General features: G+C 72.5%; 22 protein-coding genes and 1 pseudogene. 16 read left to right on the top strand and 7 right to left on the bottom strand.

Annotated elements, in window-relative coordinates:
• The first annotated feature begins 93 nt into the window (after window positions 1-93).
• The 3 genes from ACWZEH_RS08275 (at window position 94) to ACWZEH_RS08265 (ending at window position 3,642) form a co-directional block, all read left to right on the top strand.
• Window positions 94-1,173, top strand: a complete 1,080-nt coding sequence (locus ACWZEH_RS08275; RefSeq protein WP_456197006.1) for a C40 family peptidase — start codon at window positions 94-96, stop codon at window positions 1,171-1,173.
• 185 nt (window positions 1,174-1,358) lie between these two features.
• Entirely contained in the window at window positions 1,359-2,375 is a 1,017-nt protein-coding gene (locus ACWZEH_RS08270) for a C40 family peptidase (protein WP_456197004.1), read from the top strand.
• A 64-nt stretch (window positions 2,376-2,439) separates the two neighbouring features.
• Window positions 2,440-3,642, top strand: a complete 1,203-nt coding sequence (locus ACWZEH_RS08265) for a hypothetical protein (RefSeq protein WP_456197003.1) — start codon at window positions 2,440-2,442, stop codon at window positions 3,640-3,642.
• Between the two features lie 21 nt (window positions 3,643-3,663).
• Here the strand turns inward: ACWZEH_RS08265 and ACWZEH_RS08260 are convergent, their stop codons facing one another.
• Entirely contained in the window at window positions 3,664-4,938 is a 1,275-nt protein-coding gene (locus tag ACWZEH_RS08260; RefSeq protein WP_456197002.1) for a glycosyltransferase 87 family protein, read from the bottom strand.
• Between the two features lie 143 nt (window positions 4,939-5,081).
• On the opposite strand from ACWZEH_RS08260, the gene ACWZEH_RS08255 reads away from it, so the two are divergent.
• Window positions 5,082-6,251 carry a glycosyltransferase family 4 protein gene (locus ACWZEH_RS08255; protein WP_456197001.1) on the top strand — a complete coding sequence of 390 codons (1,170 nt, stop codon included), beginning with the start codon at window positions 5,082-5,084 and terminating at the stop codon, window positions 6,249-6,251.
• A gap of 113 nt (window positions 6,252-6,364) precedes the next feature.
• Here the strand turns inward: ACWZEH_RS08255 and ACWZEH_RS08250 are convergent, their stop codons facing one another.
• Complete coding sequence (locus ACWZEH_RS08250) at window positions 6,365-8,176, bottom strand: AMP-dependent synthetase/ligase (protein ID WP_456196999.1); 1,812 nt, start codon at window positions 8,174-8,176, stop codon at window positions 6,365-6,367.
• Between the two features lie 310 nt (window positions 8,177-8,486).
• Here ACWZEH_RS08250 and ACWZEH_RS08245 point away from each other — a divergent pair, with 310 nt between their 5' ends.
• The 5 genes from ACWZEH_RS08245 to ACWZEH_RS08225 all read left to right on the top strand — a co-directional run bounded on the left by ACWZEH_RS08245 (window position 8,487) and on the right by ACWZEH_RS08225 (window position 12,864).
• A complete protein-coding gene (locus ACWZEH_RS08245) occupies window positions 8,487-9,284 on the top strand; it encodes a metallophosphoesterase family protein (protein WP_456196997.1) in 798 nt (265 codons plus the stop codon).
• 121 nt (window positions 9,285-9,405) lie between these two features.
• Entirely contained in the window at window positions 9,406-9,861 is a 456-nt protein-coding gene (locus tag ACWZEH_RS08240) for an SRPBCC family protein (RefSeq protein ID WP_456196995.1), read from the top strand.
• A gap of 63 nt (window positions 9,862-9,924) precedes the next feature.
• Window positions 9,925-11,112: an ArsA family ATPase gene (locus ACWZEH_RS08235; RefSeq protein ID WP_456196993.1), complete on the top strand. Its 1,188-nt coding sequence runs from the start codon at window positions 9,925-9,927 to the stop codon at window positions 11,110-11,112.
• Between the two features lie 57 nt (window positions 11,113-11,169).
• The gene (locus ACWZEH_RS08230; protein ID WP_456196992.1) at window positions 11,170-11,829 is read left to right on the top strand and encodes a DUF5304 domain-containing protein; all 660 of its coding nucleotides are present in this window, start codon (window positions 11,170-11,172) and stop codon (window positions 11,827-11,829) included.
• Window positions 11,830-11,910: 81 nt separating this feature from the next.
• The gene (locus tag ACWZEH_RS08225; RefSeq protein WP_456196990.1) at window positions 11,911-12,864 is read left to right on the top strand and encodes an ROK family glucokinase; all 954 of its coding nucleotides are present in this window, start codon (window positions 11,911-11,913) and stop codon (window positions 12,862-12,864) included.
• A 155-nt stretch (window positions 12,865-13,019) separates the two neighbouring features.
• On the opposite strand, the pseudogene ACWZEH_RS08220 reads toward ACWZEH_RS08225, so the two are convergent.
• Window positions 13,020-13,124, bottom strand: a pseudogene (locus ACWZEH_RS08220) (VOC family protein); the annotation flags it as partial.
• A 224-nt stretch (window positions 13,125-13,348) separates the two neighbouring features.
• Here ACWZEH_RS08220 and ACWZEH_RS08215 point away from each other — a divergent pair.
• Entirely contained in the window at window positions 13,349-14,104 is a 756-nt protein-coding gene (locus ACWZEH_RS08215) for an endonuclease/exonuclease/phosphatase family protein (protein WP_456196989.1), read from the top strand.
• A 24-nt stretch (window positions 14,105-14,128) separates the two neighbouring features.
• Here ACWZEH_RS08215 and ACWZEH_RS08210 read toward each other — a convergent pair whose 3' ends face one another.
• Together ACWZEH_RS08210 and ACWZEH_RS08205 are read right to left on the bottom strand one after the other, a co-directional pair.
• Window positions 14,129-14,812, bottom strand: a complete 684-nt coding sequence (locus ACWZEH_RS08210) for a hypothetical protein (protein WP_456196987.1) — start codon at window positions 14,810-14,812, stop codon at window positions 14,129-14,131.
• The gene (locus ACWZEH_RS08205) at window positions 14,805-15,602 is read right to left on the bottom strand and encodes an alpha/beta hydrolase (RefSeq protein ID WP_456196985.1); all 798 of its coding nucleotides are present in this window, start codon (window positions 15,600-15,602) and stop codon (window positions 14,805-14,807) included. Before ACWZEH_RS08205 ends, ACWZEH_RS08210 begins: the two co-directional genes overlap by 8 nt.
• A 231-nt stretch (window positions 15,603-15,833) precedes the next feature.
• Between ACWZEH_RS08205 and ACWZEH_RS08200 the strand changes: the two genes are divergently transcribed.
• The 4 genes from ACWZEH_RS08200 to ACWZEH_RS08185 all read left to right on the top strand — a co-directional run bounded on the left by ACWZEH_RS08200 (window position 15,834) and on the right by ACWZEH_RS08185 (window position 19,809).
• The gene (locus ACWZEH_RS08200) at window positions 15,834-16,628 is read left to right on the top strand and encodes a lysophospholipid acyltransferase family protein (protein ID WP_456196983.1); all 795 of its coding nucleotides are present in this window, start codon (window positions 15,834-15,836) and stop codon (window positions 16,626-16,628) included.
• Between the two features lie 44 nt (window positions 16,629-16,672).
• Complete coding sequence (gene macS / locus ACWZEH_RS08195) at window positions 16,673-17,914, top strand: MacS family sensor histidine kinase (RefSeq protein WP_456196981.1); 1,242 nt, start codon at window positions 16,673-16,675, stop codon at window positions 17,912-17,914.
• A complete protein-coding gene (locus ACWZEH_RS08190; RefSeq protein ID WP_456196979.1) occupies window positions 17,911-18,630 on the top strand; it encodes a response regulator in 720 nt (239 codons plus the stop codon). Before macS ends, ACWZEH_RS08190 begins: the two co-directional genes overlap by 4 nt.
• Before the next feature lie 183 nt (window positions 18,631-18,813).
• Window positions 18,814-19,809, top strand: a complete 996-nt coding sequence (locus tag ACWZEH_RS08185) for a 2-hydroxyacid dehydrogenase (RefSeq protein ID WP_456196977.1) — start codon at window positions 18,814-18,816, stop codon at window positions 19,807-19,809.
• On the opposite strand, the gene ACWZEH_RS08180 is transcribed toward ACWZEH_RS08185, so the two are convergent.
• A complete protein-coding gene (locus ACWZEH_RS08180; RefSeq protein ID WP_456196975.1) occupies window positions 19,761-21,692 on the bottom strand; it encodes an anthranilate synthase family protein in 1,932 nt (643 codons plus the stop codon). The two genes, ACWZEH_RS08185 and ACWZEH_RS08180, sit on opposite strands and share 49 nt — an antisense overlap.
• Window positions 21,693-22,116: 424 nt before the next feature.
• Here ACWZEH_RS08180 and ACWZEH_RS08175 point away from each other — a divergent pair, with 424 nt between their 5' ends.
• Window positions 22,117-23,472, top strand: coding sequence for a class II 3-deoxy-7-phosphoheptulonate synthase (locus ACWZEH_RS08175; RefSeq protein WP_456196973.1), 1,356 nt, complete (start codon window positions 22,117-22,119; stop codon window positions 23,470-23,472).
• A 161-nt stretch (window positions 23,473-23,633) separates the two neighbouring features.
• Complete coding sequence (locus ACWZEH_RS08170; protein ID WP_456196971.1) at window positions 23,634-23,861, top strand: (2Fe-2S)-binding protein; 228 nt, start codon at window positions 23,634-23,636, stop codon at window positions 23,859-23,861.
• Between the two features lie 18 nt (window positions 23,862-23,879).
• On the opposite strand, the gene bfr is transcribed toward ACWZEH_RS08170, so the two are convergent.
• Entirely contained in the window at window positions 23,880-24,398 is a 519-nt protein-coding gene (gene bfr / locus ACWZEH_RS08165) for a bacterioferritin (RefSeq protein WP_456196969.1), read from the bottom strand.
• Window positions 24,399-24,577: the final 179 nt, after the last annotated feature.

Below are 24,577 nucleotides of genomic sequence, written 5' to 3'. Positions count from 1 at the left end.
CGCTCGGTTGATCGTTCACATGGGGTGGCGACGGCGGAGGCCCCGCCCACCGGCGTGTCGGTAGGCGGCTGGAGGAAGAAGGAGCTCGCCTCCGTGGCGTCCCACCGTCGTCCCAAGCAGCCGAACCGGGCACGTGTCACTGTGCTCACCACCGCTGCCGCAGCTGCCGTCGTCCTGAGTTCGCAGGCCGCCAACGCGGCCCCCAGCGAGAAGCCGAGCAAGGACGAGGTGAAGGCCAAGGTCGACAAGCTCTACGAGCAGGCGGAGCAGGCCACCGAGAAGTACAACGGCGCCAAGGAGAAGCAGGAGAAGCTCCAGAAGGAGATCTCCACGATCCAGGACAACGTCGCCAAGGGCCAGCAGGAGCTCAACGAACTGCGTGACGGCCTCGGTTCGATGGCCAGCGCCCAGTACCGCAGCGGCGGCATGGACCCCTCGGTCCAGCTCTTCCTCTCCGCCGACCCGGACGACTACCTCGACAAGGCGTCCGCCCTCGACCAGCTGAGCACCCAGCAGGTCGACGCGCTGAAGGAGATCCAGGAGAAGCAGCGCGAGCTCGCCCAGCAGCGCTCCGAGGCCTCCGGGAAGCTCGAGGACCTCGCCTCCACCCGCACCGAACTGGGCAAGAAGAAGACGGAAGTCCAGAGCAAGCTCGGCGCCGCGCAGAAGCTGCTCAACACCCTCACCGCCGAGGAGAAGGCACAGCTCGCCGAGGAGGAGGAGCGCGCCACCCGCGCCAGCGAGCGTGAGGTCCTCAAGGCCACCGACACCGGCACCGACACCGGCACCGGCAGCTCCGCCTCGGTCGGCAGCGGTTCCGGCCGCGCCGGCGCCGCCTTCGCCGCCGCCCAGAGCAAGCTCGGCTCCCCGTACGTCTACGGTGCCACCGGCCCGTCCTCCTACGACTGCTCGGGCCTCACCTCCTGGGCCTACGCCCAGGCCGGCGTCGGCATCCCGCGCACCTCCGAGGCGCAGACCGGCGCGGGCACCAAGATCTACTCGGCGAGCCAGCTCCAGGTCGGCGACCTGGTCTTCTTCTTCAATGACCTGCACCACGTGGGTCTCTACGCGGGCAACGGCCAGATCATCCACGCTCCGCGCAGCGGCACCGTCGTCCGCTACGAGTCGATGAACACCATCGGCGGTCCGTTCATGTTCGGCGTCCGCGTCTGACGGCGTGCCGCGTGCCCCCGTTCGGGGGAATCGTGGAGCCCCGGCCGACCCCACACCCCGCCTGTGACCTGCGTCGGAGGCGGGGTGTCACCGTGTGGGGCCGTCGCGGCCGTTGGTCGCCCGCCCCTCCCACGGCTACTGTCTCCCGCGTTTCTTGTCCGTCAGCGGAAGGAGCGCGGTTCCCCGTGGGGTCCCATCGCCGCCTTGAACCGTCCCCCGGCCCTGGCCGGGGCACCACCGTCACCGTCGGTCTCCTGTCCGCGGCGGCAGCCGCCCTCTCAGCCGTACCGGCCACGGCCACCCCGCACGAGGACCCCGGGGCCGCGGTGGAGCGCCTCTACGAGGAGGCCGAGCGGGCGACCGAGGCGTACAACAAGGCCGACGAGCGCGCGGACACCCTGCGGGGCCAGGTCGACGCGGCCCGGGACGAGATCGCCCGGCAGCAGGAGCGCGTCAACACCATGCGGGAGTCGCTCGGCTCGCTGGCCGGCGCGCAGTACCGCTCCGGCGGGCTCGACCCGTCCCTGGCGCTGCTGTTCTCCGACGACCCCGAGGACTACCTCGAGCGGGCCTCGGTGCTCGACCGCCTCACCGCCCGCCAGGCCGGTGAGCTGAGGGAACTCCAGGAGGCGGTGCGCTGTCTGGACCAGGACCGCGCGGAGGCCTCCCGCAAGCTGGGCGAGCTGGACCGCAGCCGCAAGGCGGTCGCCGCCCACAAGAAGACCGTCGAGCGCAAACTCGCCCAGGCCCGGCGGCTGCTCAACGCCCTCCCCGACGACGAGCGCGCCGCGCGCGAGCGCAGTGCCCGCTCCGGCCGCGGCGGCCCGCTCGTCCCGGACGGCGTCACCGCCGTCTCCGGCCGTGCGGCAGCCGCCGTCGCCGCCGCCCGTTCCGCCCTCGGCAAGCCCTACGTCTGGGGCGCCAACGGGCCCTTTGGCTTCGACTGCTCCGGCCTGATGCAGTGGTCGTACGCGCAGGCGGGGATCGCCCTCCCGCGCACCTCGCAGGCGCAGCGCCACGCGGGCACACAGGTCCCGCTCGCCCAGGCCCGGCCCGGAGACCTGGTCGTCTACCGGCCCGACGGCAGCCACGTGGGCATGTACACGGGCAACGGCCAAGTGATCCACGCCCCCTACCCCGGCGCCCCCGTGCGCTACGACCCGGTCGGCATGATGCCCGTCTCGTCGGTCACGAGGGTCTGAAGCGGGACGGGCAGGGGCCGAGGCGGACCGACCTCAGGGGGCCGGTGGCCGTACCCTCACAAGGGTGGCTGGTCGAAGGCGGGTGCCCGGGGTGCCGGTGGCGGCGCGGTGTCTGCCGCTCGTCTCCCTGCTCGTCGCCCTGGTCGCGTGCGGCCAGGGGCCGGCCGTCGACAGTGTCCGCGCCGAGGTGCAGGCGCTGCTCGACCGGCGGGCCGACGCCGTGCTCGGTCATGACGCCGCGGCCTACGCCCGTACCGGCACCCGGGCCGGATACGACAACCTGAGCGAGGTGCCCCTGGCCGACTGGAGCTACCGGGTCACCGACGTGCACCGCACCGGCGACACCGCCACCGCCGACGCCGACCTCGGATACCGTGTCGAAGGCTACGACCGGGCCCCCGTCACCACCGCCCGCACCCTGCGTCTGAGCCGGGACGAGGACGGCCGGTGGTCCGTCGACTCCGACCGGCCCGCCGGGAAGTCCGGCCGCCAGCTGTGGGACCAGGGCGCGGTGCGTGCCGTGCACGGCGAACGGAGCCTGGTGCTCGGCGTCGGCCGGCCCCACGCGAAGCTGCGCGACTACGCCGCACTGGCCGACCGCGCGGTGCCCGCGGTGTCGGACGCGTGGGGATCCGACTGGGCGCGGCGCGTCGTCGTCCTGGTCCCGGGGTCCCTGGAGGACATGGCGGGACTGCTGGGCTCGCCCGCCTCCTCCTACCGGGGGATCGCCGCCGTCACCACCGGCGAGACCGGCGCCGACGCGCAGACGCCCGCGGACCGCGTCATCGTCAATCCGGACGCCTTCGGGACGCTCGGCGAGCCGGGCCGGCAGGTCGTCGTCACCCACGAGACCACCCATGTCGCCACCCGCGCGCACACCACCGCCGCGACCCCGCTGTGGCTGTCGGAGGGTTTCGCCGACTGGGTCGGCTACCGGGGCGGCGACCGCCCCCCTGCCGAGGCGGCGCCGGAACTCGCCCGCGCGGTGAGCCACGGCGAGGTGCCCGCCGGGCTGCCGACCGACGACGACTTCGGCTTCACCGGCGACGCCGACGGCCTCGCCCGCGCCTACGAGAGCGGCTGGATGGCCTGCCGCCTCATCGCCGAGCGCTGGGGCGAGGAACGCCTCGGCGCGTTCTACCGGGCGGTGGGCGCACACGGGCAGCGGGACGGCGCTGTTCAGGAGGCGATGCAGCGGGTCCTCGGCACCGCCCCGGAGGAGTTCACCGTGCAGTGGCAGGCCTACCTGCGCGAGCAGTTCGACTGAGGCACAGGCCCGGGGGCGGGGTCAGGGGGAGACGGGGGCCTTCGCGGTGCGGGTCGCCGCCGTCGGAGCGGGGGCCGGGACGGCCGGGATGCCGTGGGTGACCGTCGAGCGCCACAGTGTGCGGGCGGCGAGGAAGGTGGCCGCCACCAGCAGGCCGTTGCGCACGAACAGCAGGGTGACGCCGAGCGCGTCACTGGCCACGACGTGCGCGAACCACAACGGGAACTCGAGCACCGTCACGAACGACGCGACCAGCACCAGGGCCACCGGCGGCCGCATCCGGCTCTCACGACGGCACAGGCAGACCGCGGCGAGCCCGACCAGCCACACCATGTACTGCGGGCTGATCACCCGGCTGGTGGTGGTGAACATCAGCACCGCCACGAACGCGGCGTCGACGAAGGTGTGCGCCTCGAAACGGCGGGCCTGCAGCCGCCACAGCAGCAGCCAGGCCAGCGCCGCCCCGCTCAGGAACATCGCGCCCGCGCTGACCCACTCCACGTACGGGCCGAGGAACTCCACCGAGCCGTAGTTCAGCAGCACCTCACCCTCCCAGCCGTGGTGCCGGGCGACGTGGAAGACCAGCGCGCCCAGCGACTCCACCTCCGTACCCCGGTCGCGCTGGAACCCCAGGAACGCGAACGCGCCCGGCATCAGCGCCGCGAACACGGCCGCCACACCGGCTCCGGTCACCACGGCCGACACCCACGCGGAACGCCGGCGGACACCGAGCAGCAGCATCGCCGGCCACACCTTCAGCAGCGCGCCGAACGCCACCAGCGCCCCCAGCAGCCGGGGGCGCCGGGTCCCGGCCAGCAGCGCGGCCACCGCCACCGCGGTCACCATCACGTCGTAGCGGGCGTACACCGTCGGTCCGAGCAGTGGCACACCCGCCACCCACACCCAGGCACCGAGCCGGGTCCGGCCCGGCCGTGCGCCCGCGTACAGCAGCAGGGCCAGGGTGGCCAGGTCGGCGAGGAACACCAGGACGAAGAACGCGGTCGCGTACTCCAGGAACGGCAGCAGACCGGGAGAGAGGATCGCCAGGGCCGCCGCGGGCGGGTACTGCCAGGTGACGTCGTCCAGCGGGAACGTTCCGGCGCGCAGGACGCCGTACCACTCCTGGTAGATCACGGACACGTCGCTGGTGACGTCCGGGCCGGGGAAGACGAGCACCTTCAGGACGAACAGCAGCAGCAGCGCTCTCGTCGCGCCCCACACCAGCAGAGGCCAGAGGAGAGCCTGCCGGCGCACCGGCGGCCGGGCCAAAGACCCGCGCCAGCCTGTCGTGTCCACGTGATCCCTGCCCGTCCCCGCGCGTCCCCGCGCGTCTGTGTGCGGTCCTCGAGGGGCCATGATGTCCCGCGCCCCTGTGAGAGTGCCACAGCGGACCGCCGCGCCCGCGGACCGGAGGCACCGGTTCGGTAGGGTCTGCCTCGATGCACAAGACGTTGATCGTGACCAACGACTTCCCGCCCAGGCCGGGCGGTATCCAGGCGTTCCTGCACAACATGGCGCTGCGCCTGGATCCCGCACAGCTCGTCGTGTACGCCTCGACCTGGAAACGCTCCCGGGAAGGCGTCCGGGCGACGGCCGCCTTCGACGCCGAGCAGCCCTTCACCGTCGTACGCGCCCGTACGCCGATGCTGCTGCCGACCCCGCAGGCGACCCGGCAGGCCGTCGGGCTGCTGCGCGAACACGGGTGCACCTCGGTCTGGTTCGGGGCGGCCGCGCCGCTCGGGCTGATGGCACCGGCGCTGCGCCGGGCGGGCGCCGAGCGGATCGTGGCCACCACCCACGGCCACGAGGCGGGCTGGGCGCAGCTGCCCGCGGCCCGGCAACTGCTGCGCCGGATCGGGGAGTCCACGGACACGATCACCTACCTCGGCGAGTACACGCGCTCGCGGATCGCCGGCGCGCTCACGCCCGAGGCCGCCGCGCGGATGGCGCAACTGCCGCCCGGGGTCGACGAGAAGACCTTCCACCCCGGCTCCGGCGGCGACGAGGTCCGGGCCCGGCTCGGCCTGACGGACCGTCCGGTGGTCGTCTGCGTCTCCCGGCTGGTGCCGCGCAAGGGACAGGACACGCTGATCCGCGCGATGCCCGCGATCCTCGCCGCCGAGCCGGACGCCGTGCTGCTGATCGTCGGCGGCGGGCCCTACGAGAAGGACCTGCGCCGGCTCGCGCACGACACCGGGGTGGCCGGCTCCGTACGCTTCACCGGCGCCGTGCCCTGGTCCGAGCTGCCCGCCCACTACGGGGCCGGCGACGTCTTCGCGATGCCGTGCAGGACCCGGCGCGGGGGACTGGACGTCGAAGGGCTCGGGATCGTCTACCTGGAGGCCTCGGCGACCGGCCTGCCCGTCGTCGCCGGCGACTCGGGCGGCGCCCCGGACGCGGTCCTCGACGGCGAGACCGGCTGGGTCGTCCGCGGCGACACCCCCGGCGAGTCCGCCGACCGCATCATCACCCTCCTCGCCGACCCCGGGCTCCGCCACCGCATGGGCGAACGGGGCCGGGCCTGGGTCGAGGAGAAATGGCGCTGGGACCTTCTGGCGGAAACCCTGAAAACCCTGCTCCGGTCCAGAACCGGCCCCTTCGGCGTTTGAGGAGCGAGGGAGGAGCGAGGGAGGAGAGAGGGGGAGGCACGAGGGAGGAGCAGGGGTCCGGGGGCAGCGCCCCCGGGGCCGGGAAGGGGAGGGCCGGCGGGGGCGGAAAGGCCCTACTTCGCGTAGATCGCCTCGACCTCGTGGGCGAAGTCCTTCACCACCACGTTCCGCTTCAGCTTCAGCGACGGGGTCAGATGCCCCGACTCCTCCGTGAACTGAGAAGGCAGCACCCGGAACTTCCGCACCGACTCCGCCTTGGAGACCGCCGCGTTCCCGTCGTCGACGGCATCCTGGATCGCCGCCAGCAGTTCGGGGTCCTCGCTCAGCGACGCCGCCGTCGATCCCTCCGGCTTCCCGTGCTCCGCCGCCCAGCGCCCCAGGAACTCGTCGTCGAGCGTGATCAGCGCGCCCACGAACGGCCGTCCGTCGCCGACGACCATGCACTCCGCGACCAGCGCGTGCGCGCGGATCCGGTCCTCGATCACCGCCGGGGCGACGTTCTTGCCGCCCGCCGTGACGAGTATCTCCTTCTTGCGGCCGGTGATCCGCAGATACCCGTCCTCGTCGAGGGTGCCGATGTCGCCGGTGTGGAACCAGCCGTCGGCGAGCGCCTCCGCGGTCGCGGCCGGGTTGTTCCAGTACTCCTTGAACAGGTGCTCGCCGTGCAGCAGCACCTCGCCGTCGTCGGCGATGCGGACCACCGAGCCGGGCAGCGGCTGCCCGACCGTGCCGATCTTCTGCCGGTCCCAGGGGTTGAACGTGGTCGCCGCGCACGACTCGGTGAGCCCGTAGCCCTCCAGCACCGTGAAACCGATGCCGCGGAAGAAGTGGCCGAGGCGCTCGCCCAGCGGGGCGCCACCGGAGATGGCGGCCTCGCCGCGCCCGCCGAGCACCGCACGCAGCTTGCCGTACACGAGTCTGTCGAACACCCTGTACTTGATCCTCAGGCCGAGGGACGGTCCCGACGGCGTGTCCAGCGCCTTGCTGTACGCGATCGCGGTGTCCGCCGCCTTGTCGAAGATCTGGCCCTTGCCGTCGGCCTGGGCCTTGGCGCGCGCCGAGTTGTAGACCTTCTCGAAGACCCGCGGCACGCCCAGGATCAGTGTCGGCCGGAACGAGGCCAGTTCGTCGGTGAGCTGCTTGATGTCGGGGACGCAGCCCAGTTTGATCGGCGCGATCATCGGCGCGATCTGCACCAGCCGGCCGAAGACGTGCGCGAGCGGGAGGAAGAGCAGGACCGAGCACTCGCCGGTCCGGAACAGGGGACGCAGCCGCTCCACGACGTTGCCGCACTCGACGAAGAAGCTGCGGTGGGTGAGCACGCAGCCCTTGGGGCGGCCGGTGGTGCCGGAGGTGTAGATGATGGTCGCCGGGTCGTCGGCCCCGGCGACGGAGCTGCGTTCCTCGACCGTCTCGTCGGCGACGTCCCGGCCGAGGAGGCCCAGTTCCTCGACCGCGCCGCCCTCGCCCGTGCCGCGGTCGATCTGCCACACGTGCTTCAGCGTCGGCAGCCGGTCGCGCACCGCGTCGACCGTGGCCGCGTGAGAGTCCGACTCCACCACACAGGCGGTGGCGCCGGAGTCGCCGAGGATCCAGGCCACCTGTTCGGGCGAGCTCGTCTCGTACACCGGCACCGTGACCGCGCCGGCGCTCCAGATCGCGAAGTCGAGCAGCGTCCACTCGTAGCGGGTGCGCGACATCAGGGCGACCCGCTCGCCGGGCCGGACCCCGGAGGCGATGAGCCCCTTGGCGGCCGTCCGTACCTCGGCGAGGAAGGCCGTGGCCGTCACGTCCTGCCACACGCCGCCGACCTTGCGGGCCATGACGGCCACATCGGGGTGCTGCGCGGCGTTTCTGCGGACGATGTCGGTCAGATTGCCGTCCGCAGGGACCTCGTACAAAGCCGGAAGGCTGAACTCGCGCAAGACTGCTGCTCCTCTTAGGGCGCCGGCGCCACGACGGTGTGCGATGCGACGACAGTGCGGTCCAAGGCTCGGGCGGGTACTCGAGGATTCACCTGTTGAAATCCTGAGCACGACTGGACTGCCCGGACGTTACCCGCCGGTATGGCCGGAACGACAGGGGGGTCCGACGAGATGTTCGCTGCGTCACACAAGTTGGTGAACGGGTTGATTGCCATCGCGCACAGTAGTCCACGCCCTTGAGGGGAGCCAGCAAGCGCAGGTCCGGCCGCCACTGTTCACGAGGGCCGCCCGCTGGCTACGCTTGATCGCCATGGCATCCACACCGGCCGAAAACCGCCGTACGCGCGTTCATGTGGTCAGCGACGTCCACGGCAACGCCCGCGACCTGGCCACGGCCGGTGAGGGCGCCGACGCCCTGATCTGTCTGGGCGACCTGGTGCTCTTCCTGGACTACGCCGACCACTCGCGCGGCATCTTCCCCGACCTGTTCGGCACCGAGAACGCCGACCGCATCGTGGAACTGCGCACCGCGCGGCGCTTCGAGGAGGCGCGCGCCTTCCAGGCCCGGCTGTGGGCGGGCATCGGCGCGGACCGCGCCGCGGCGATCCAGAAGGCGGTGCGGGGGCAGTACGCCGAGATGTTCGCGGCCTTCCCCACCCCTACGTACGCCACGTACGGCAATGTCGACATCCCGGCCCTGTGGCCGGAGTACGCGGGGCCGGGCACCACCGTCCTCGACGGCGAGCGGGTGGAGATCGGCGGCCGGGTCTTCGGCTTCGTCGGCGGCGGACTGCGCACGCCCATGCACACGCCGTACGAGATCAGCGACGAGGAGTACGCGGCGAAGATCGAGGCCGTCGGCGAGGTCGACGTGCTGTGCACGCACATTCCGCCGGAGGTTCCGGAGCTGGTGTACGACACCGTCGCGCGCCGTTTCGAGCGCGGCAGCCGCGCTTTGCTGGACGCCGTCCACCGCACCCGGCCCCGGTACGCGCTGTTCGGGCACGTGCACCAGCCGCTGGTCCGGCGCATGCGGGTCGGGGCCACCGAATGCGTGAACGTGGGGCACTTCGCGAGCCGCGGCCGGCCCTGGGTGCTCGAGTGGTGAGGACGCCCCAGGTCGGGTGACGTGCCCCGGCGGAGTGCGCGATAGCCTTCCGCTGCACGGGCGTGCGCGTGGGCCGCGCACGGCGATCCGACTACGGCCCGCATCTGGAGGAGCCACGGCGATGGCGGAACACACCAGCTCGAGCATCACGATCGAGGCGGAACCGACCGAGGTCATGGAGGTGATCGCCGACTTCGCCCGCTATCCGGACTGGACCGGCGAGGTGAAGGAGGCGGAGGTCCTCGCGACCGACGGCCGGGGCCGTGCCGAGCAGGTACGCCTCGTCATGGACGCCGGGGCGATCAAGGACGACCAGACCCTCGGGTACACCTGGACCGGCGAGCACGAGGTGTCCTGGACGCTGGTGAAGTCCCAGATGCTGCGCGCCCTGGACGGCTCCTACCTCCTGAAGCCGGCCGGTGCGGGCGCCACCGAGGTCACCTACCGGCTCACCGTCGACGTCAAGATCCCGATGCTCGGCATGATCAAGCGCAAGGCCGAGAAGGTCATCATCGACCGGGCCCTGGCGGGACTGAAGAAGCGGGTGGAGTCCGGCGAGCAGCCGGGCGCCGCGTAGCACCGGCCGCGGGGCAGCGGCGCCGGTCGGACGCGGGTGCGTGCACCGGTACCGTTCATCCCCATGCGTACCCTCCTGATCACGGGCCCCGGCGGCAGCGGACGTACCACCGTCGCGGCGGCCACCGCGCTCGCCGCCGCCCGTGCGGGCGTCCGTGTCCTGCTGCTCGGCACCGACCGGACGGACACGCTGGGAACGGTGCTGGGCACGCCCGTCACCGCCGCGCCCGCCGAGGTCGTCCCGGGCCTCACCGCACGACGGGTCGACGCCGGTGAGGACTTCCGCGCAGACCTGACCGCACTGCAGGACCGGGCCGCCGCGGCGCTCGACCTGCTCGGCGCGTCCCGGCTCGACCCCGAGGAGTTCGGCCCGCTGCCCGGCGCCGAGGAACTCGCCGTGCTGCGCGCCCTGCGGGACGCCGCGCTGTCGGACGGGTACGACCTGCTCGTCGTCGACCTGCCGCCCGCCGAGCGGGCCCTCGCCCTGTTCGCCCTCCCCGAGGACCTCCGCCGCGGCATGCGCAGGCTGCTTCCGCCCGAACGCCAGGCCGCCCGTGCCCTGCGCCCCGTGCTCGGCCGCCTCGCCGGGGTCCCGATGCCCGCGGAATGGCTGTACGGCACGACAGCCCGGTGGGACACCGAACTGGCCGCCGTGGAGGCCGTCCTCGCCGACCGGGACACCGTCGTACGGCTGGTCGCCGAACCCGGCCCCGCGGGCGCCGACGCCGTACGCACCGCGGGTCTCGGCCTCGCCCTGCGCGGACTGCGCACCGACGTGCTGGTCGCCGGCCGGGTACTGCCCGAGAGCGTCGAGGACAGCTGGCTCGCCGGCCCGGTGGCCCAGCAGCGCAAGACGCTGGACGAGTGGCGCCAGACGTACGACGTCCACCCCGTCGCCCACCTCGGCCGCGACCCGCGCGGCCCGGAGGACCTGACCGCGCTCGCCGTCCCGGGCGCGCCCGCCGCACCCGGCGTCAAGGCGGGGCCCGCCACGGCCGGGTGGCCCGTCACCGACCGGCTCGCCGACGACGGTGTCCTGGTCTGGCACATCCCGCTGCCCGGCGCCCGGCGCGAGGAACTGGACCTGATCCGGCACGGCGACGCACTCGCCGTCACCGCGGGACCGTTCCGCCGGACGGTCCCGCTGCCCTCCGCGCTGCGCCGCTGCACCGTGGACGGCGCGGCCCTGCGCGACGAGGAACTGCGCATCCGGTTCCGGCCGGATCCGCGCCTGTGGCCGCGCACCCCGTGAAGCCGGTACGTCCGTTCGGGTACCGTCGGAAGGGCCGACCGTAGTCAGGAGTCCGTCATGAGCGAACAGCTCCCCCCGCCCGACGACACCGGGGACGCGCCCGTGGGCGATTCCGCGTCCGACGCGCGCACGGCCGCCACCGACGACGTACGGTCCGGTGATTCCGACGCACGGGCCGTCGACGCGGACGCCTGGGCGACGGCGTGCGCCGAGGACCTCGAGGCGGAGAAGGCCCGTCGCCGCGCCCGGTACGGGCCGCCCCCCGTCTCGGCCGCCGAGGAGCTGCGCAAGCTCGTCGACGTGGTCGCCGAGAAGTTCGACCAGCTCACCGGGGTCCGGTCGCCGCTGTTCGGCGCGGTCGCCGGACCGGCCGCGCAGCAGGCGGTGCGCCAGGCAGTCCAGCAGGCCAAGGCGGCCGTGGAACCGGTCGTCGAACGCAATCCGGACGTCTTCGGTCATCTCGCCGCCGCCGGCAACGAGCTCCTCGCCGCCTACCGCTCCGCGGTCCAGGACCAGGAACGCCGCTGGACCACCCGCGACCCCCGCCCCTGGGACCCGGACGAGGCCGAGGACACCCCGGGCGCCGAGGACACCCCCGGCGCCGGAGGCGGGAGCGGGAAGCACGACAGCGACGGCGACGGCGACGCGGGCGACGACCGCCGCCAAAACCGCGGCGAGGAGCCCGGACCCGGCGGGGAACGCATCGACCTGGACTGAGGGTGCCCGGTATCGGGAAGCCGGCGCCGGGGCCTCGGGTACCGTGGGCGGTAGCGGGGCTCGACCGGAACTGAGGGATTCATGGGACTCACCATCGGCGTCGACATCGGCGGCACCAAGATCGCGGCCGGCGTGGTCGATGAGGACGGCAACATCCTCTCGGTCCACAAGGTGCCGACCCCGGGCACGCCCGACGGCATCGTGGACGCCATCGCCTCCGCGGTGGACGGAGCACGCGCGGGCAACGAGATCGTCGGCGTGGGAATCGGTGCTGCCGGATACGTCAACCGCCAGCGCTCGACGGTGTACTTCGCCCCCAACATCGACTGGCGGCAGGAGCCGCTGAAGGAGAAGGTCGAGGCCCGCGTGGGCCTCCCGGTCGTCGTGGAGAACGACGCGAACGCGGCGGCCTGGGGCGAGTACAAGTTCGGCGCCGGCAAGGGCCACCGCAACGTCATCTGCATCACGCTCGGCACCGGCCTCGGTGGCGGCGTCATCATCGGCAACAAGCTGCGCCGGGGCCACTTCGGCGTGGCCGCCGAGTTCGGGCACATCCGGATGGTCCCGGACGGCCTGCTGTGCGGCTGCGGCTCGCAGGGCTGCTGGGAGCAGTACGCCTCCGGCCGCGCCCTCGTCCGGTACGCCACCCAGCGCGCCAACGCGACCCCGGAGAACGCGGAGACGCTGCTCGCCCTCGGCGACGGCACCCCCGAGGGCATCGAGGGCAAGCACGTCTCCATGGCCGCCCGCCAGGGCGACCTGGTGGCCGTCGACTCCTACCGGGAGCTCGCCCGGTGGGTCGGCGCCGGCCTCGCCGACCTGGCCTCCCTCTTCGACCCCTCCGCCTTCATCGTCGGCGGCGGTCTCTCCGACGAGGGGGAACTGCTCCTCGACCCGATCCGCAAGTCGTACAAGCGCTGGCTGGTGGGCGGCAACTGGCGCCCGGTCGCCGACGTCCGGGCCGCCGAGCTCGGGAACAAGGCCGGTCTGGTGGGTGCGGCCGACCTGGCCCGGGAACCCGACCCCATCATGTGACACCTCCCGCCTTTGACGCCGCCCGCCCGCTCCCCTCCCGGGGCCACGGCGGGCGTCGTCGTTCCCGGGCCCGGCTCCGCTCCGGAGCCGGGCCCCTCGACATGCCGGCACCGCCGGCCGGGTGGCCTCGCCGGGTGATGCCGATCGCCCGTCGGTCAGCCGGTCGCCCTGACGGGGGCGCTGCTGCGTCCATGGCACCGACCGCTGAGCTCGACGTCGAGAGTCTCCTGGGCCACGCGCGTGCCCCGGGCCGTGACCGGTCCCGCACCTGTGCGCCGGAGGTGATCCGCCCGCCCGAAAGCGTGAACATCCCAGCCGTCGTCCACCTACCGCCCGTCCGGCCCCGTGTCGGTCATGCGTCCGCCCGCGTGCATGTCCGAGGTGGAACCCGGAGGCGGTGTCCCTGGCCGAAAACCCGGGCCGGCCCGTACGCGTCGGCCCGTATGACGCTTTCGAGCGTGCGGGTCGGCGTATCTTGATCCGCATGGCGACGACTCCGCTGCTGCCCGACTCCCGGACAGAGTCCGACGGTTCGGCCGTGGTCCGTGTCCTGAGCTACAACATCCGGTCGATGTACGACGACACGGACGCCCTTGCCCGGGTGATCACCGCCTGCGCCCCCGACCTGGTCCTGGTCCAGGAGGCGCCGCGGTTCTTCCGCTGGCGCAAGAAACTGGCCCGGCTGGCCCGCGCCTCCGGGCTGGTGACCCTCTCCGGGGGTGCCACGGCCGCGGGTCCCGCGATCCTGTGCTCGCTGCGGGCGACCGCCGAGCGCACCGAGGACGTCCTGCTGCCGCTCACCCCGGGACTGCACCGGCGTGGCTTCGCCACCGCCGTCGTACGGTTCGGCGGGGCCCGGCTCGGGGTGCTGAGCTGCCATCTGTCGCTGCGGAAGGACGAGCGGTACGCGCAGGGCGGCATGCTCCTCGACCGGCTCGCCGGGATGGGCGTGGAACACGCGGTCGTGGGTGGCGACCTCAACGAGCGACCGGACGGCCGCACCTTCCGGCGGCTGGGCGACTCGCTCACGGACTGCTGGGCCGCCGGACCCTGGGGCGGCGAGTACACCTCGACGCCCGCCGAGCCGCGTCAGCGCATCGACGCCCTGTTCGTCACCAGGGGCGTCGAGGTTCTGGGCTGCGGCGTCCCGCTCGGCCAGCCGGGAGTGACCGAGGCCGACCTGAGGGCGGCCACCGATCACCTGCCGGTCCTGGCCGCGCTCAGAGTGCCGGCCGCGTAGTGTGCGCGGGCGAGCGGGCCGCCCTCAGACCACCGCGCCCCGGCCCGGATCGTCGTCCTCCTCGTCACCGGTGCGCATCCGCATCACCAGGGTGGCGAAACCGCCCAGGAAGCCGCCGATGCAGAGCGTGGTCAGCCACCAGGTCATCTCCCAGCCGAGCAGTATCGCCAGCAGGAGCAGCACCGGACCGCCCAGCACTCCCAGCCACGCGAACTTGGACGTGACGTCGGCCTCGGGCAGCGGCGGAGGCTCCGGCGGGACGAAGTGGCCCTCGTCGCCGTCGTCGACATCCTCCTTCGACGGCTCGGACACGCTGTAGTCGCGCGGGCCGCCCACCCCCGGGGCGAAGGCGACCGAACCGCCCAGCGGCCTGACCGGCTTGTCCCCGCCCCGAGCCGGCGCCTCGGCCGGTGTCCCGTCGTCGGCGGCCTCGGTGCGGGTGTCGGTGTCGGTGTTGGTGTCGGACTCCAGCAGCGCCAGATCCTCGACCGACTTGAACGGCTTGGCGCCCGCCGGGTCCGGCGGCTCGTCACCGTACCCGGCGATGATCGCCTCCCACGCGGCGTCCTCGTCGAAGGGAACGTCCTGGTCCTGATGCGCCGGGCCACCGCCGTCACGCCCCTGGCCCGCACGTGCCTCGCGCCCCTCGCGCTCCTCCCGGTCCTCACGCCCTTCGCGGTCCTCGCGGTCCGAGTCGTGCTCAGCCACCTGTGGTCGTCCCTTCCTTGCCGAGACCGGGCTCCCTGACGGCGCCGGGTGCGAGCCGGCCGATGAACGCGGTGCTCTCCCGGAAGATCCGCTCCGCGTCGTGGTCCAACGTCGCCACGTGGTAGCTCTGTTCCAGCAGGACCTCCGTCACGTCGAGCGACGAGACGCGACCGAGGATCCGGGCCGAGTCGGCGGGCGGCACCACATGGTCCTGCGGACTGCGCAGAAGCAGCAGCGGCTGGGTGACCTGGGGAAGCTCGCCGTCGAGCATGCGCAGGAAGGCACGCAGGGAGTGGGCCGCGTGCAGCGGCACCCGGTCGTAGCCCAGCTCCTCGACCGACGGCTTGGCGATGTCGCTCGCGATGCCCCCCGTCGCCGGGACGAGATGACGGAGCACCGGGAGGGCGTGCGCGGCCACACCGTGCACCCGGTTCGCCGGGTTGACGACCATGACCCCGCTCACCGCGTCGCCGTGCCGCGCGGCCAGGCGCAGGGCCAGCGCGCCGCCCATGGACAGACCGGCCACGAACACGCGCGAGCAGCGGTCCCGCAACAGGCGCAGCTCGCGGTCCACCTCCGCGTACCAGTCCTGCCAGCCGGTGACCCGCAGGTCCTCCCAGCGGGTGCCGTGCCCCGGGAGCAGGGGCAGCGAGACGGTCAGGCCGTGCTCGGCGAAATGCTCCGCCCACGGGCGCAGCGACTGAGGCGAACCGGTGAAGCCGTGGCAGAGGAGGACAGCGGCCTCCCCGCCCTCGTGGCGATACGGCTCGGCTCCGGTCAGGAGCGGCACTTTCGGCCTCCCGGTCGTAAGAGTCGTCGAAGTCGTCAAAGCCGTCGAAGTCGTCGAAGTCACGGACGTCGTGGAAAGGGCCGAGGAAGCCGACGGCTGCACACGGGTTGCAGGACCTTCACCGTACGCGACCGCGCTGACACCGACCAGGGCCGTCGGAGCCATTGACGGTGCTCCGGGTTAGGGTCTGTGCCACACGCACAGGAAGGCACTCGGGTGTTGTACGGCGCGATGAAGGTCACCGTCGGAGGGTCGCTGAAGCTTGCCTTCAGACCCTGGGCGGAGGGCCTGGAGCACGTCCCCGCGAAAGGGCCCGCCATCCTGGCCAGCAACCACCTGTCGTTCTCCGACTCCTTCTTCCTGCCGGCCGTCCTCGACCGCAAGATCACCTTCATAGCCAAGGCCGAGTACTTCACCACCCCGGGGGTGAAGGGCCGGCTGACGGCAGCCTTCTTCAAAGGCGCGGGCCAGCTCCCGGTGGACCGCTCCGGCGCGCGCGGTGCCGGTGAGGCGGCGATCAGGAGCGGTACGGAGGTCCTCGAACGCGGCGAGCTGTTCGGCCTCTACCCCGAGGGCACGCGTTCGCCCGACGGCCGGCTCTACCGCGGCAAGCCGGGCGGCCTCGCGCGCGTGGCGCTCGCCACCGGCGCGCCCGTGCTCCCGGTCGCCATGATCGACACGGAGAAGGTCCAGCCGCCGGGGAAGGTCGTCCCGAAGCTGGTCCGGCCCGGCATACGCATCGGCAAGCCGCTGGAGTTCAGCCGCTACGAGGGCATGGAACACGACCGTTTCGTACTCCGCGCGGTGACCGACGAGGTCATGTACGAGATCATGAAGCTCTCCGGTCAGGAGTACGTGGACATGTACGCGACCGCCATGAAGCGGCAGCTCGCGGAGGCGGCGAAGGCCGGGAGGGACGCGGAGAAGGCCGCGAAGGCCGAGCTCGCCCGCGCCGAGAAGGCGGAGAAGGCGGAGAAGGAAGCAGAGCGGGAACAGGCCGCCGAGCAGCGGCGGTCCGCCCCCTAGAGCGTGTGGACGGGGGCGGGCCCGGGGCGGAGGTGGGGGAGGACATGCCCAGGCGCGAGAGAGTCATGAGGATGTCGGTCGAGCAGCCGCTGTGGCGCGCGCTCGCCGGGTACCGGGTCCTCGCCATGGTGTACGCGGTCGGCCTGTTCGCCACCGCCTACGAGCACTTCGAGCGTCCCTGGCTCGCCGTCGGCTACTTCGCCCTGCTGGCCGTGTGGACGCCGGCCACCCTGCCCCGGGTCGCGAACGCCGACGGCTGCACCAAACGCTTCCTCGCCGCCGACCTGACCGTCGCGCTCGCCGGCATCCTGCTCACCCCCGTCGCCGACGACCCGGCGCGGGTCGCGGCCGGCGGTCCGACGATGCCGTCGATATGGACCGCGGGCGCGGTGCTCGCCTTCGCGATCAAGGGCGGCTGGCGCTGGGCCGCCCTCGCCTCCACCCTGGTCGCCGTGGCCAACCTGATCGAGCGCGGCGGCCCCGCCCGCGACACCGTGCACAACGTGATCCTCGTCTGGGTCGCGTCCATCGCCATCGGCTACGTCGTCGAGGTCGCACGCGCCTCCGAGCGCACCCTCGCCCGCGCCCTGGAGATCGAGGCCGCGACCAGGGAGCGGGAGCGGCTCGCGCGGGACATCCACGACAGCGTGCTCCAGGTGCTCGCGATGGTGCAGCGGCGCGGTGCGGTGATCGGCGGCGAGGCGGCCGAGCTGGGCCGGATGGCCGGCGAGCAGGAGGTGGCGCTGCGCACCCTGGTCTCCGGCGGTCTGGTGCCCGTCCCCAGGGCGCCGCGGGACGCGGTGGAAGGAGCCGCGGCACGGGCCGCGGACGAGGTGCGGGACGACCCCGGCGACGGCCCCGTCGACCTGCGTGCCCTGCTCGCCCCGTACGCCGGCGCCCTCGTCGGCCTCGCCGAACCCGGGGCGCCGGTGTGGCTCGCGCCGGCCGCCGCACGGGAGCTCACCGCCGCCGTCGGGGCCGCCCTGGACAACGTACGCGAACACGCGGGGGCACACGCGCGCGCCTGGATCCTGGTCGAGGACGAACCGGACGAGGTGGTCGTCACCGTCCGCGACGACGGGCCCGGCATCCCCGAGGGCCGGCTCGCCCAGGCCGAGGGAGAGGGGCGGCTCGGGGTGGCCCTGTCGATCCGGGGGCGGCTGAGCGACCTCGGCGGCAGCGCGGAACTGATCTCGGTGCCCGGCCAGGGCACGGAGGTCGAGCTGAAGGTACCGAAGGACAGCGGCGGCGAACGGAACGCACGGGGGAAGGCGGAGCAGCGATGACGACGGACACCGCGGGTGGGGAGAGGGCAGGCGGGGGGCCCGGAGGCGGGCGGGGCCCGGTGAGGGTGATGGTGGTCGACGACCATCCCATGTGGCGCGACGCCGTCGCCCGGGACCTGTCCGAGTCCGGCTTCGAGGTGGTCGCCACCGCGGGCGACGGCGACCAGGCCGTGCGCCGGGCCAAGGCCGCCGTCCCTGACGTCCTCGTCCTCGACCTGAACCTGCCCGGCAAGCCCGGCGTCCAGGTCTGCAAGGAGGTCGTCGCCGAGAATCCGGCGCTGCGGGTGCTGGTGCTCTCGGCGAGCGGCGAACACGCCGACGTCCTGGAGGCGGTGAAGTCCGGGGCCACCGGTTATCTGCTGAAGTCCGCCTCCACCCAGGAGCTGCAGGACGCGGTGCGCCGTACGGCCGTCGGCGACCCGGTGTTCACCCCGGGCCTGGCCGGACTGGTCCTCGGCGAGTACCGCAGGCTGGCCTCCGACCCGACACCGGCCCCGGAGGGCGGCGCGTCCAATGCGCCCCGGCTGACCGACCGGGAGACCGAGGTGCTGCGCCTGGTCGCCAAGGGCCTCAGCTACAAGCAGATCGCCGAGCGGCTCGTCATCTCCCACCGCACGGTGCAGAACCACGTCCAGAACACCCTCGGCAAGCTCCAGCTGCACAACCGCGTGGAACTCGTCCGCTACGCCATCGAACGAGGCCTCGACGACGAGTAGCACCGGACGAACACCCTGAACCGTCCGGCGGTCGGCCTTTCCCGCAGGACCTGGCAGCCGGGGCCGAAACGCGCCGCTGCTGCCCCGTTCGGCCCAGGCGCGTTTGCCCCCGGCCCCGTATATTCGCGGATGCGGCAGCCGCCGCGTACGGAAGTGTTCCCGGCACGATCCCCGGAGGGCCCTGTGGAGATCCTCGCGTTCGGTGTACAGGCGGACGAGAAGCCCCTGATCGAGCGGGCCTTCCAGGGGCACCACGAGGTGCGCGGCCTGCATGTCTTCCTCAACGAGGACACCGCGCCCATCGCGGCGGGCCACGAGGTGATCTCCACCAGCGTCAACTGCGACCTCGGCGCGGGTGTCCTGGAGAGCCTGGCGGCCGGCGGCACCCGGATGATCGCCCAGCGGTCCACCGGCTTCAACAACGTCGACCTGAAGACGGCCGAGCGGCTCGGCCTGACGGTCGCCCGGGTGTCGTACTACTCGCCCCACTCGGTCGCCGAGTTCGCCTGGGCCCTCGCCATGGCCGTCAACCGGCGTATCGTCCGCGCCTCCACCCGCACCCGTGACTTCGACTTCCGGCTCGACGGGCTGATGGGCCGTGACATGCACGGCCGCACCGCCGGCGTCATCGGCACCGGCAAGATCGGCGAGGCCTTCACCCGGATCGCGCACGGCTTCGGCATGCGGCTGCTCGGCTGGGACGTCGCCGAGAACCCCGCCTGCCGGGACCTCGGCATGACCTACGTCCCCAAGGAACAGCTGCTCGCCGAGTCCGACCTGGTCAGCCTGCACGTTCCGCTGCTGCCGGAGACCCTCCACCTGATCGACGGGGCCGCCCTGCGGACCATGCGGGACGACGCGATCCTGGTGAACTCCAGCCGCGGCGGACTCGTCGACACCGCCGCCCTCGTCGCCGAACTGCGGGCGGGCCGCTTCACCGGTGTCGGGCTGGACGTGTACGAGGCGGAGGCGGGCCTGTTCTTCCTCGACAAGTCCCTGGAGGCCATCGAGGACGACACCCTGGCCCGCCTCGTCACCTTCCCGAACGTGCTGGTCACGTCCCACCAGGCGTACTACACCGTGGACGCCGTCGGCCAGATCATCGACACCACGGTGCGCAACGTCCTCGACTACACCGAGGGCCGCCGCTCGGAGAACGTCCTGGTCCCGCGCAGCTGACCCATCAGCTCGGCGACGATCGCCGCGCCGTTCAGGGTGAGCACCGACTCGGGGTGGAACTGCAGCGACGCGAACCGGGGGCCGCGCAGCGCGTGCACCTCACCGTTCGCCGCGCGGCTCACCTCGACACCGTGCGCCGCCAGCTCCGCCGCCGCCCCGTCGTCGCAGCGCGCGACGAAACTGTTGTAGAAGCCGACCGTCTCCGGCCGCCCGAACAGGTCGATCTTTGTCTGCGCCCCCTGGTACGGCACCTCCTTGCGGACGGTCTCCAGGCCCAGCCCGGCCGCGATCAGCTCGTGGCCGAGGCAGACACCGAGGACGCCGTGCCGGTTGTCCCCGACCACCGCGGCGGTCAGGCCGCGCAGGAACCGCATCTTCGGGTCGGCCGTGTCGGACGGGTCACCGGGGCCGGGACCCAGCACCACGGGCCCCTCGTGCCCGAGCACCGTCTTCCGCAGCCCGGGCTCGTCGTACCGCCGGACGGTGACCGCGAGCCCCGACGAGCGCAGCACATGCGCGAGCATCGCCGTGAAGGTGTCCTCCCCGTCGACGACCAGGGCGTGTCCCTCCAGCGCGGCCGACGGCTCCCGCATCCGCAGCCAGAACGGGGCCAGCGAGGCCCGCCGTTTGTCCAGTGCCGCCCGTACCCGGGGGTCGTCCGCCAGCCGTGGCCGTACGGACTCCCCGGGCGGCCGCCCGGGTCGCACCCCCAGCGCGGCGAGCACCCCGGCCGCCTTCGCGTGGGTCTCGGCGACCTCGCCCGCCGGGTCCGAGCCCCGCACCAGCGTGGCGCCGACCGGCACCCGCAGCCGCCCGGCCGCGTCGATGTCGGCGGTGCGGATGAGGATGGGGGAGTCGAGGGTCTGGGCCCCACCCGAATCCCGGCCGAGCAGCGCCAGCGCGCCCGCGTAGTAACCGCGCCCGGCACCGTCCGGCCCGAGGGGCTCGTACCGCTCGATCACCCGGCAGGCGTTCTGCACCGGCGACCCCGTGACGGTCGCGGCGAACATGGTCTCCTTCAGTACCTCCCGCACATCCAGCGAGGACCGGCCGCGCAGCTCGTACTCGGTGTGCGCGAGGTGCGCCATCTCCTTCAGCCGGGGTCCGACCACGACCCCGCCCATGTCGCCGACGGTGCACATCATCTTGAGCTCCTCGTCGACGACCATCGACAGCTCCTCGATCTCCTTGCCGTCGGCGAGGAACTCCAGCAGGTGCCCGGGGGCCGGCCCGCCGGCCGGGTAGCGGTAGGTGCCGCTGACCGGGTTCATCACGACCGTCCCGCCGGACGCGCGCACATGCACCTCGGGGCTCGCCCCGACCAGCGTCCGCCCTCCCGCCTCCTGCCCGGTGTGCACCACGAACGTCCAGTACGCGCCCCGCTCGCCCGTCAGCAGCCGCCGGAACAGCGCCAGCGCGTCGGCCCGCCCGAACCCGGGGATCTCCCCCTCGTACGTCCGCCGGATCACGAAGTTGGCACCCTCGCCCCGCCCGATCTCCTCCCGCAGCACCCGCCCGACGATCCCGGCGTACTCATCGTCGCCCACGTCGAAGCCGCCGCCCTCCACGCGCACGTCGTGCGCGGGCAACCGCGCCAGGGCATCGGCGAGCGGGATCTCGTGGCGCTCCTCGGGGGTCAGCACCAGCAGCGGGGTGCCGTCGTCACGCACGTCGAAACCGCGCTCCCGGATCTGCCGGAAGGGGATCAGCGCCAGCCCTTCGTCGGGCAGGTCCGCCAGGCGGTCACGGGAGGTGACGGGGCCGAGCAGCAGCTCCACCACGGTGTCGTCGTGGCCGGGCGTGCGGCGGCGCAGCAGGGCGAACGGGCGGGAATCGTCCAGCAGGCCGAGCAGGTCCACCGGGCGGTTCGTCGGTTGGTTCATCGGTCGTGGTCCCTCGATAAGGGAGGGCCGGCCCGCGGGCGTCGCGCTGTCCGCGAACGCCGAAGGCCGCCCCTCGGGCGGCCTTCGCGAAGTCTTGCGTACGCGCTACAAGATCAGTGGGCCGCCGGAGAAGCGGGCCACCACCAGTTCTGGATCGAGTTCTGGATCGAGTGCGCGAACATGTCACGCACGCTACACGACGGGGATGCGTGACGTGTGCGGTCCCGCGTCGTTGCCCACGATGTTCCTTGCCGACGCGGGGGCGGTTCCGCTCGGGACACCGCTCCGGACGAGCGCCGTACAGCCGTTCCCCGCTGCCGCGGGGACGTCCGGGTCCGCCCGCGGCCCGGACCGGCCGGGCGGACCCGTCTCACGGACCGAGCGCGGCGATGGACAGCCGAACCGACCGCGTACTCTTGAGCCCGTGACCGTGAACGCTGATTCTCGAAGCGCCGCCGCTCAGGCGACTTGGCGAAACCTGCCCGCGGCGCAGCAGCCCGAGTACCCGGATGCCGAGGCTCTGCGCGATGTGATCGCCGAGCTTGAAACGTATCCCCCGCTGGTGTTCGCCGGCGAGTGCGACCAGCTGCGCGCCCGGATGGCGGCCGTCGCCAAGGGAGAGGCGTTCCTCCTCCAGGGCGGCGACTGCGCCGAGTCCTTCGGCGCGGTGTCCGCCGAGCACATCCGGGCCAAACTCCAGACCCTGCTCCAGATGGGCGCCGTACTGACGTACGCCGCGTCGGTGCCCGTGGTGAAGGTGGGCCGGATCGCCGGCCAGTACTCCAAGCCGCGCTCCAAGTCGACCGAGACCCGCGACGGCGTGACGCTGCCCACCTACCGGGGCGACTCCGTCAACGGCTTCGACTTCACCGAGTCCGCCCGCGTCCCGGACCCCGAGCGGCTGAAGCGGATGTACCACGCCTCGGCCTCCACGCTGAACCTGGTGCGCGCCTTCACCACCGGTGGTTACGCCGACCTGCGTCAGGTGCACGCCTGGAACCAGGACTTCGTGAAGTCGTCCCCGTCGGGCCAGCGCTACGAGCAGCTCGCCCGCGAGATCGACAACGCGCTGAACTTCATGCAGGCCTGCGGGGTCGAGCCGGAGGAGTTCAAGACCGTCGAGTTCTTCTCCTCGCACGAGGCGCTGCTGATGGACTACGAGTCGGCGCTGACCCGCGTCGACTCGCGCACCGGGCAGCTGTACGACGTCTCCGCGCACATGGTGTGGGTCGGCGAGCGCACCCGGCAGCTGGACCACGCGCACATCGAGTTCGCCTCGCGGATCCGCAACCCCATCGGCATCAAGCTCGGCCCGACGACGACGGCCGAGGAGGCACTGCAGTACATCGAGCGTCTCGACCCGGACCGCGAGCCCGGCCGGCTGACCTTCATCGTCCGCATGGGCGCGGACAAGATCCGCGACAAGCTGCCCGAGCTGGTCGAGAAGGTCACCGCCTCCGGTGCCACCGTCGCCTGGGTGACCGACCCGATGCACGGCAACACCTTCGAGGCGGCCTCCGGCCACAAGACCCGCCGCTTCGACGACGTGCTCGACGAGGTGAAGGGCTTCTTCGAGGTCCACAAGGAGCTGGGCACCCACCCCGGCGGCATCCACGTGGAACTCACCGGCGACGACGTCACCGAGTGCGTGGGCGGTGGCGACGAGATCTTCGTCGACGATCTGCACCAGCGCTACGAGACCGCCTGCGACCCGCGGCTCAACCGCAGCCAGTCCCTCGACCTGGCGTTCCTCGTCGCCGAGATGTACCGGGACCAGTAACACCGCTCAGCCGAAGGAACGGCGGGGGTGGGGCGCGGATCACACGGGATCCGCGCCCCACCCCACTTTTTCGCCCTCCGAACGACAGGTAAGGTTAGGTTAGCCTCACCGATCAGGGGTCGGGACGGCACGACCCAGCACTACGTCGGGAGGTGGACAGCGTGTTCGTCTGCAGCTGCTTCGGGGTGACCGAGGAACAGGTGAGGAGTCACGCCGACGCCGGGGCCTGCACTCCCCGGCAGATCGCCTCCGCCTGCAAGGCCGGCACCGACTGCGGCGGCTGCGTGCGGCGCATCCAGGCGCTGCTCGGCCGTGGCGCCTGCCCCCGCCGGCAGGTGGCCGACCAGGGCCGGCCGCCCCTCGTGGCGGAGCTGCCCGAAGCCGCGTAAGGCCTGCCGGCTGTCGGCTCAGCGGGTCGAGAACCCGCTCGTCCCCGGACCCGAGGGGTCCGGCTGGGACTGCTCGACCACCGTCGACAGATACAGTGCCTCGCCCAGCTTCTCGATGAGTTCCAGCTGGGTGTCCAGGTAGTCGATGTGGTGCTCCTCGTCGGCGAGGATCGCCTCGAAGATGTTGGCGGACGTGATGTCGTTCTTGCGGCGCATGACCTCCACGCCCCGGCGCAGGCGGTCGATGGCCTCGATCTCGACCTCCCGGTCGGCCTGGAACATCTCCGTCACCGTCTGCCCGACCCGTACGTGGAAGAGCCGCTGGTAGTTGGGCAGGCCGTCGAGCAGCAGGATGCGGTCGGTGAGGACCTCCGCGTGACGCATCTCGTCGAAGGACTCGGCGCGCGTGTACTCGGCGAGTTTGGTCCAGCCCTTGTGGTCCTGCAGCTTCGAGTGCAGGAAGTACTGGTTGATCGCGGTCAGCTCGGCGGTCAGCTGCTCGTTGAGGAATTCGATGACCTCGGGATCGCCCTGCATCGCAGAAGCTCCTTCCACACGGGTGTACGAGCCGGATGCGCCGCATGATTCCACCGGTGGAGAAGATCGTCCAGTAAGCATTGACTTAGTAAGTAAGGGCATGCTTACAGATGTTTGGCGTGGATTGCCCGGATTCGTGGGGCCCCGGTCCGGTGCGTCACGCGGGGTCTGTCAGGATG

The organism is Streptomyces yamdrokensis, from assembly GCF_053890455.1.
The sequence above is the reverse complement of the archived record's forward strand: the minus strand, read 5'-3'. Positions and strand labels throughout refer to the sequence as shown.

Excerpts from the sequence above, each read along its gene's own strand:
- ACWZEH_RS08255 (WP_456197001.1), top strand. The coding sequence starts at position 5,082 with ATGCACAAGACGTTGATCGTGACCAACGACTTCCCGCCCAGGCCGGGC.
- ACWZEH_RS08245 (WP_456196997.1), top strand. The coding sequence starts at position 8,487 with ATGGCATCCACACCGGCCGAAAACCGCCGTACGCGCGTTCATGTGGTC.
- ACWZEH_RS08240 (WP_456196995.1), top strand. The coding sequence starts at position 9,406 with ATGGCGGAACACACCAGCTCGAGCATCACGATCGAGGCGGAACCGACC.
- ACWZEH_RS08235 (WP_456196993.1), top strand. The coding sequence starts at position 9,925 with ATGCGTACCCTCCTGATCACGGGCCCCGGCGGCAGCGGACGTACCACC.
- ACWZEH_RS08230 (WP_456196992.1), top strand. The coding sequence starts at position 11,170 with ATGAGCGAACAGCTCCCCCCGCCCGACGACACCGGGGACGCGCCCGTG.
- ACWZEH_RS08225 (WP_456196990.1), top strand. The coding sequence starts at position 11,911 with ATGGGACTCACCATCGGCGTCGACATCGGCGGCACCAAGATCGCGGCC.
- ACWZEH_RS08215 (WP_456196989.1), top strand. The coding sequence starts at position 13,349 with ATGGCGACGACTCCGCTGCTGCCCGACTCCCGGACAGAGTCCGACGGT.
- ACWZEH_RS08200 (WP_456196983.1), top strand. The coding sequence starts at position 15,834 with ATGAAGGTCACCGTCGGAGGGTCGCTGAAGCTTGCCTTCAGACCCTGG.
- macS (WP_456196981.1), top strand. The coding sequence starts at position 16,673 with ATGCCCAGGCGCGAGAGAGTCATGAGGATGTCGGTCGAGCAGCCGCTG.
- ACWZEH_RS08190 (WP_456196979.1), top strand. The coding sequence starts at position 17,911 with ATGACGACGGACACCGCGGGTGGGGAGAGGGCAGGCGGGGGGCCCGGA.
- ACWZEH_RS08180 (WP_456196975.1), bottom strand. The coding sequence starts at position 21,692 with ATGAACCAACCGACGAACCGCCCGGTGGACCTGCTCGGCCTGCTGGAC.
- bfr (WP_456196969.1), bottom strand. The coding sequence starts at position 24,398 with ATGCAGGGCGATCCCGAGGTCATCGAATTCCTCAACGAGCAGCTGACC.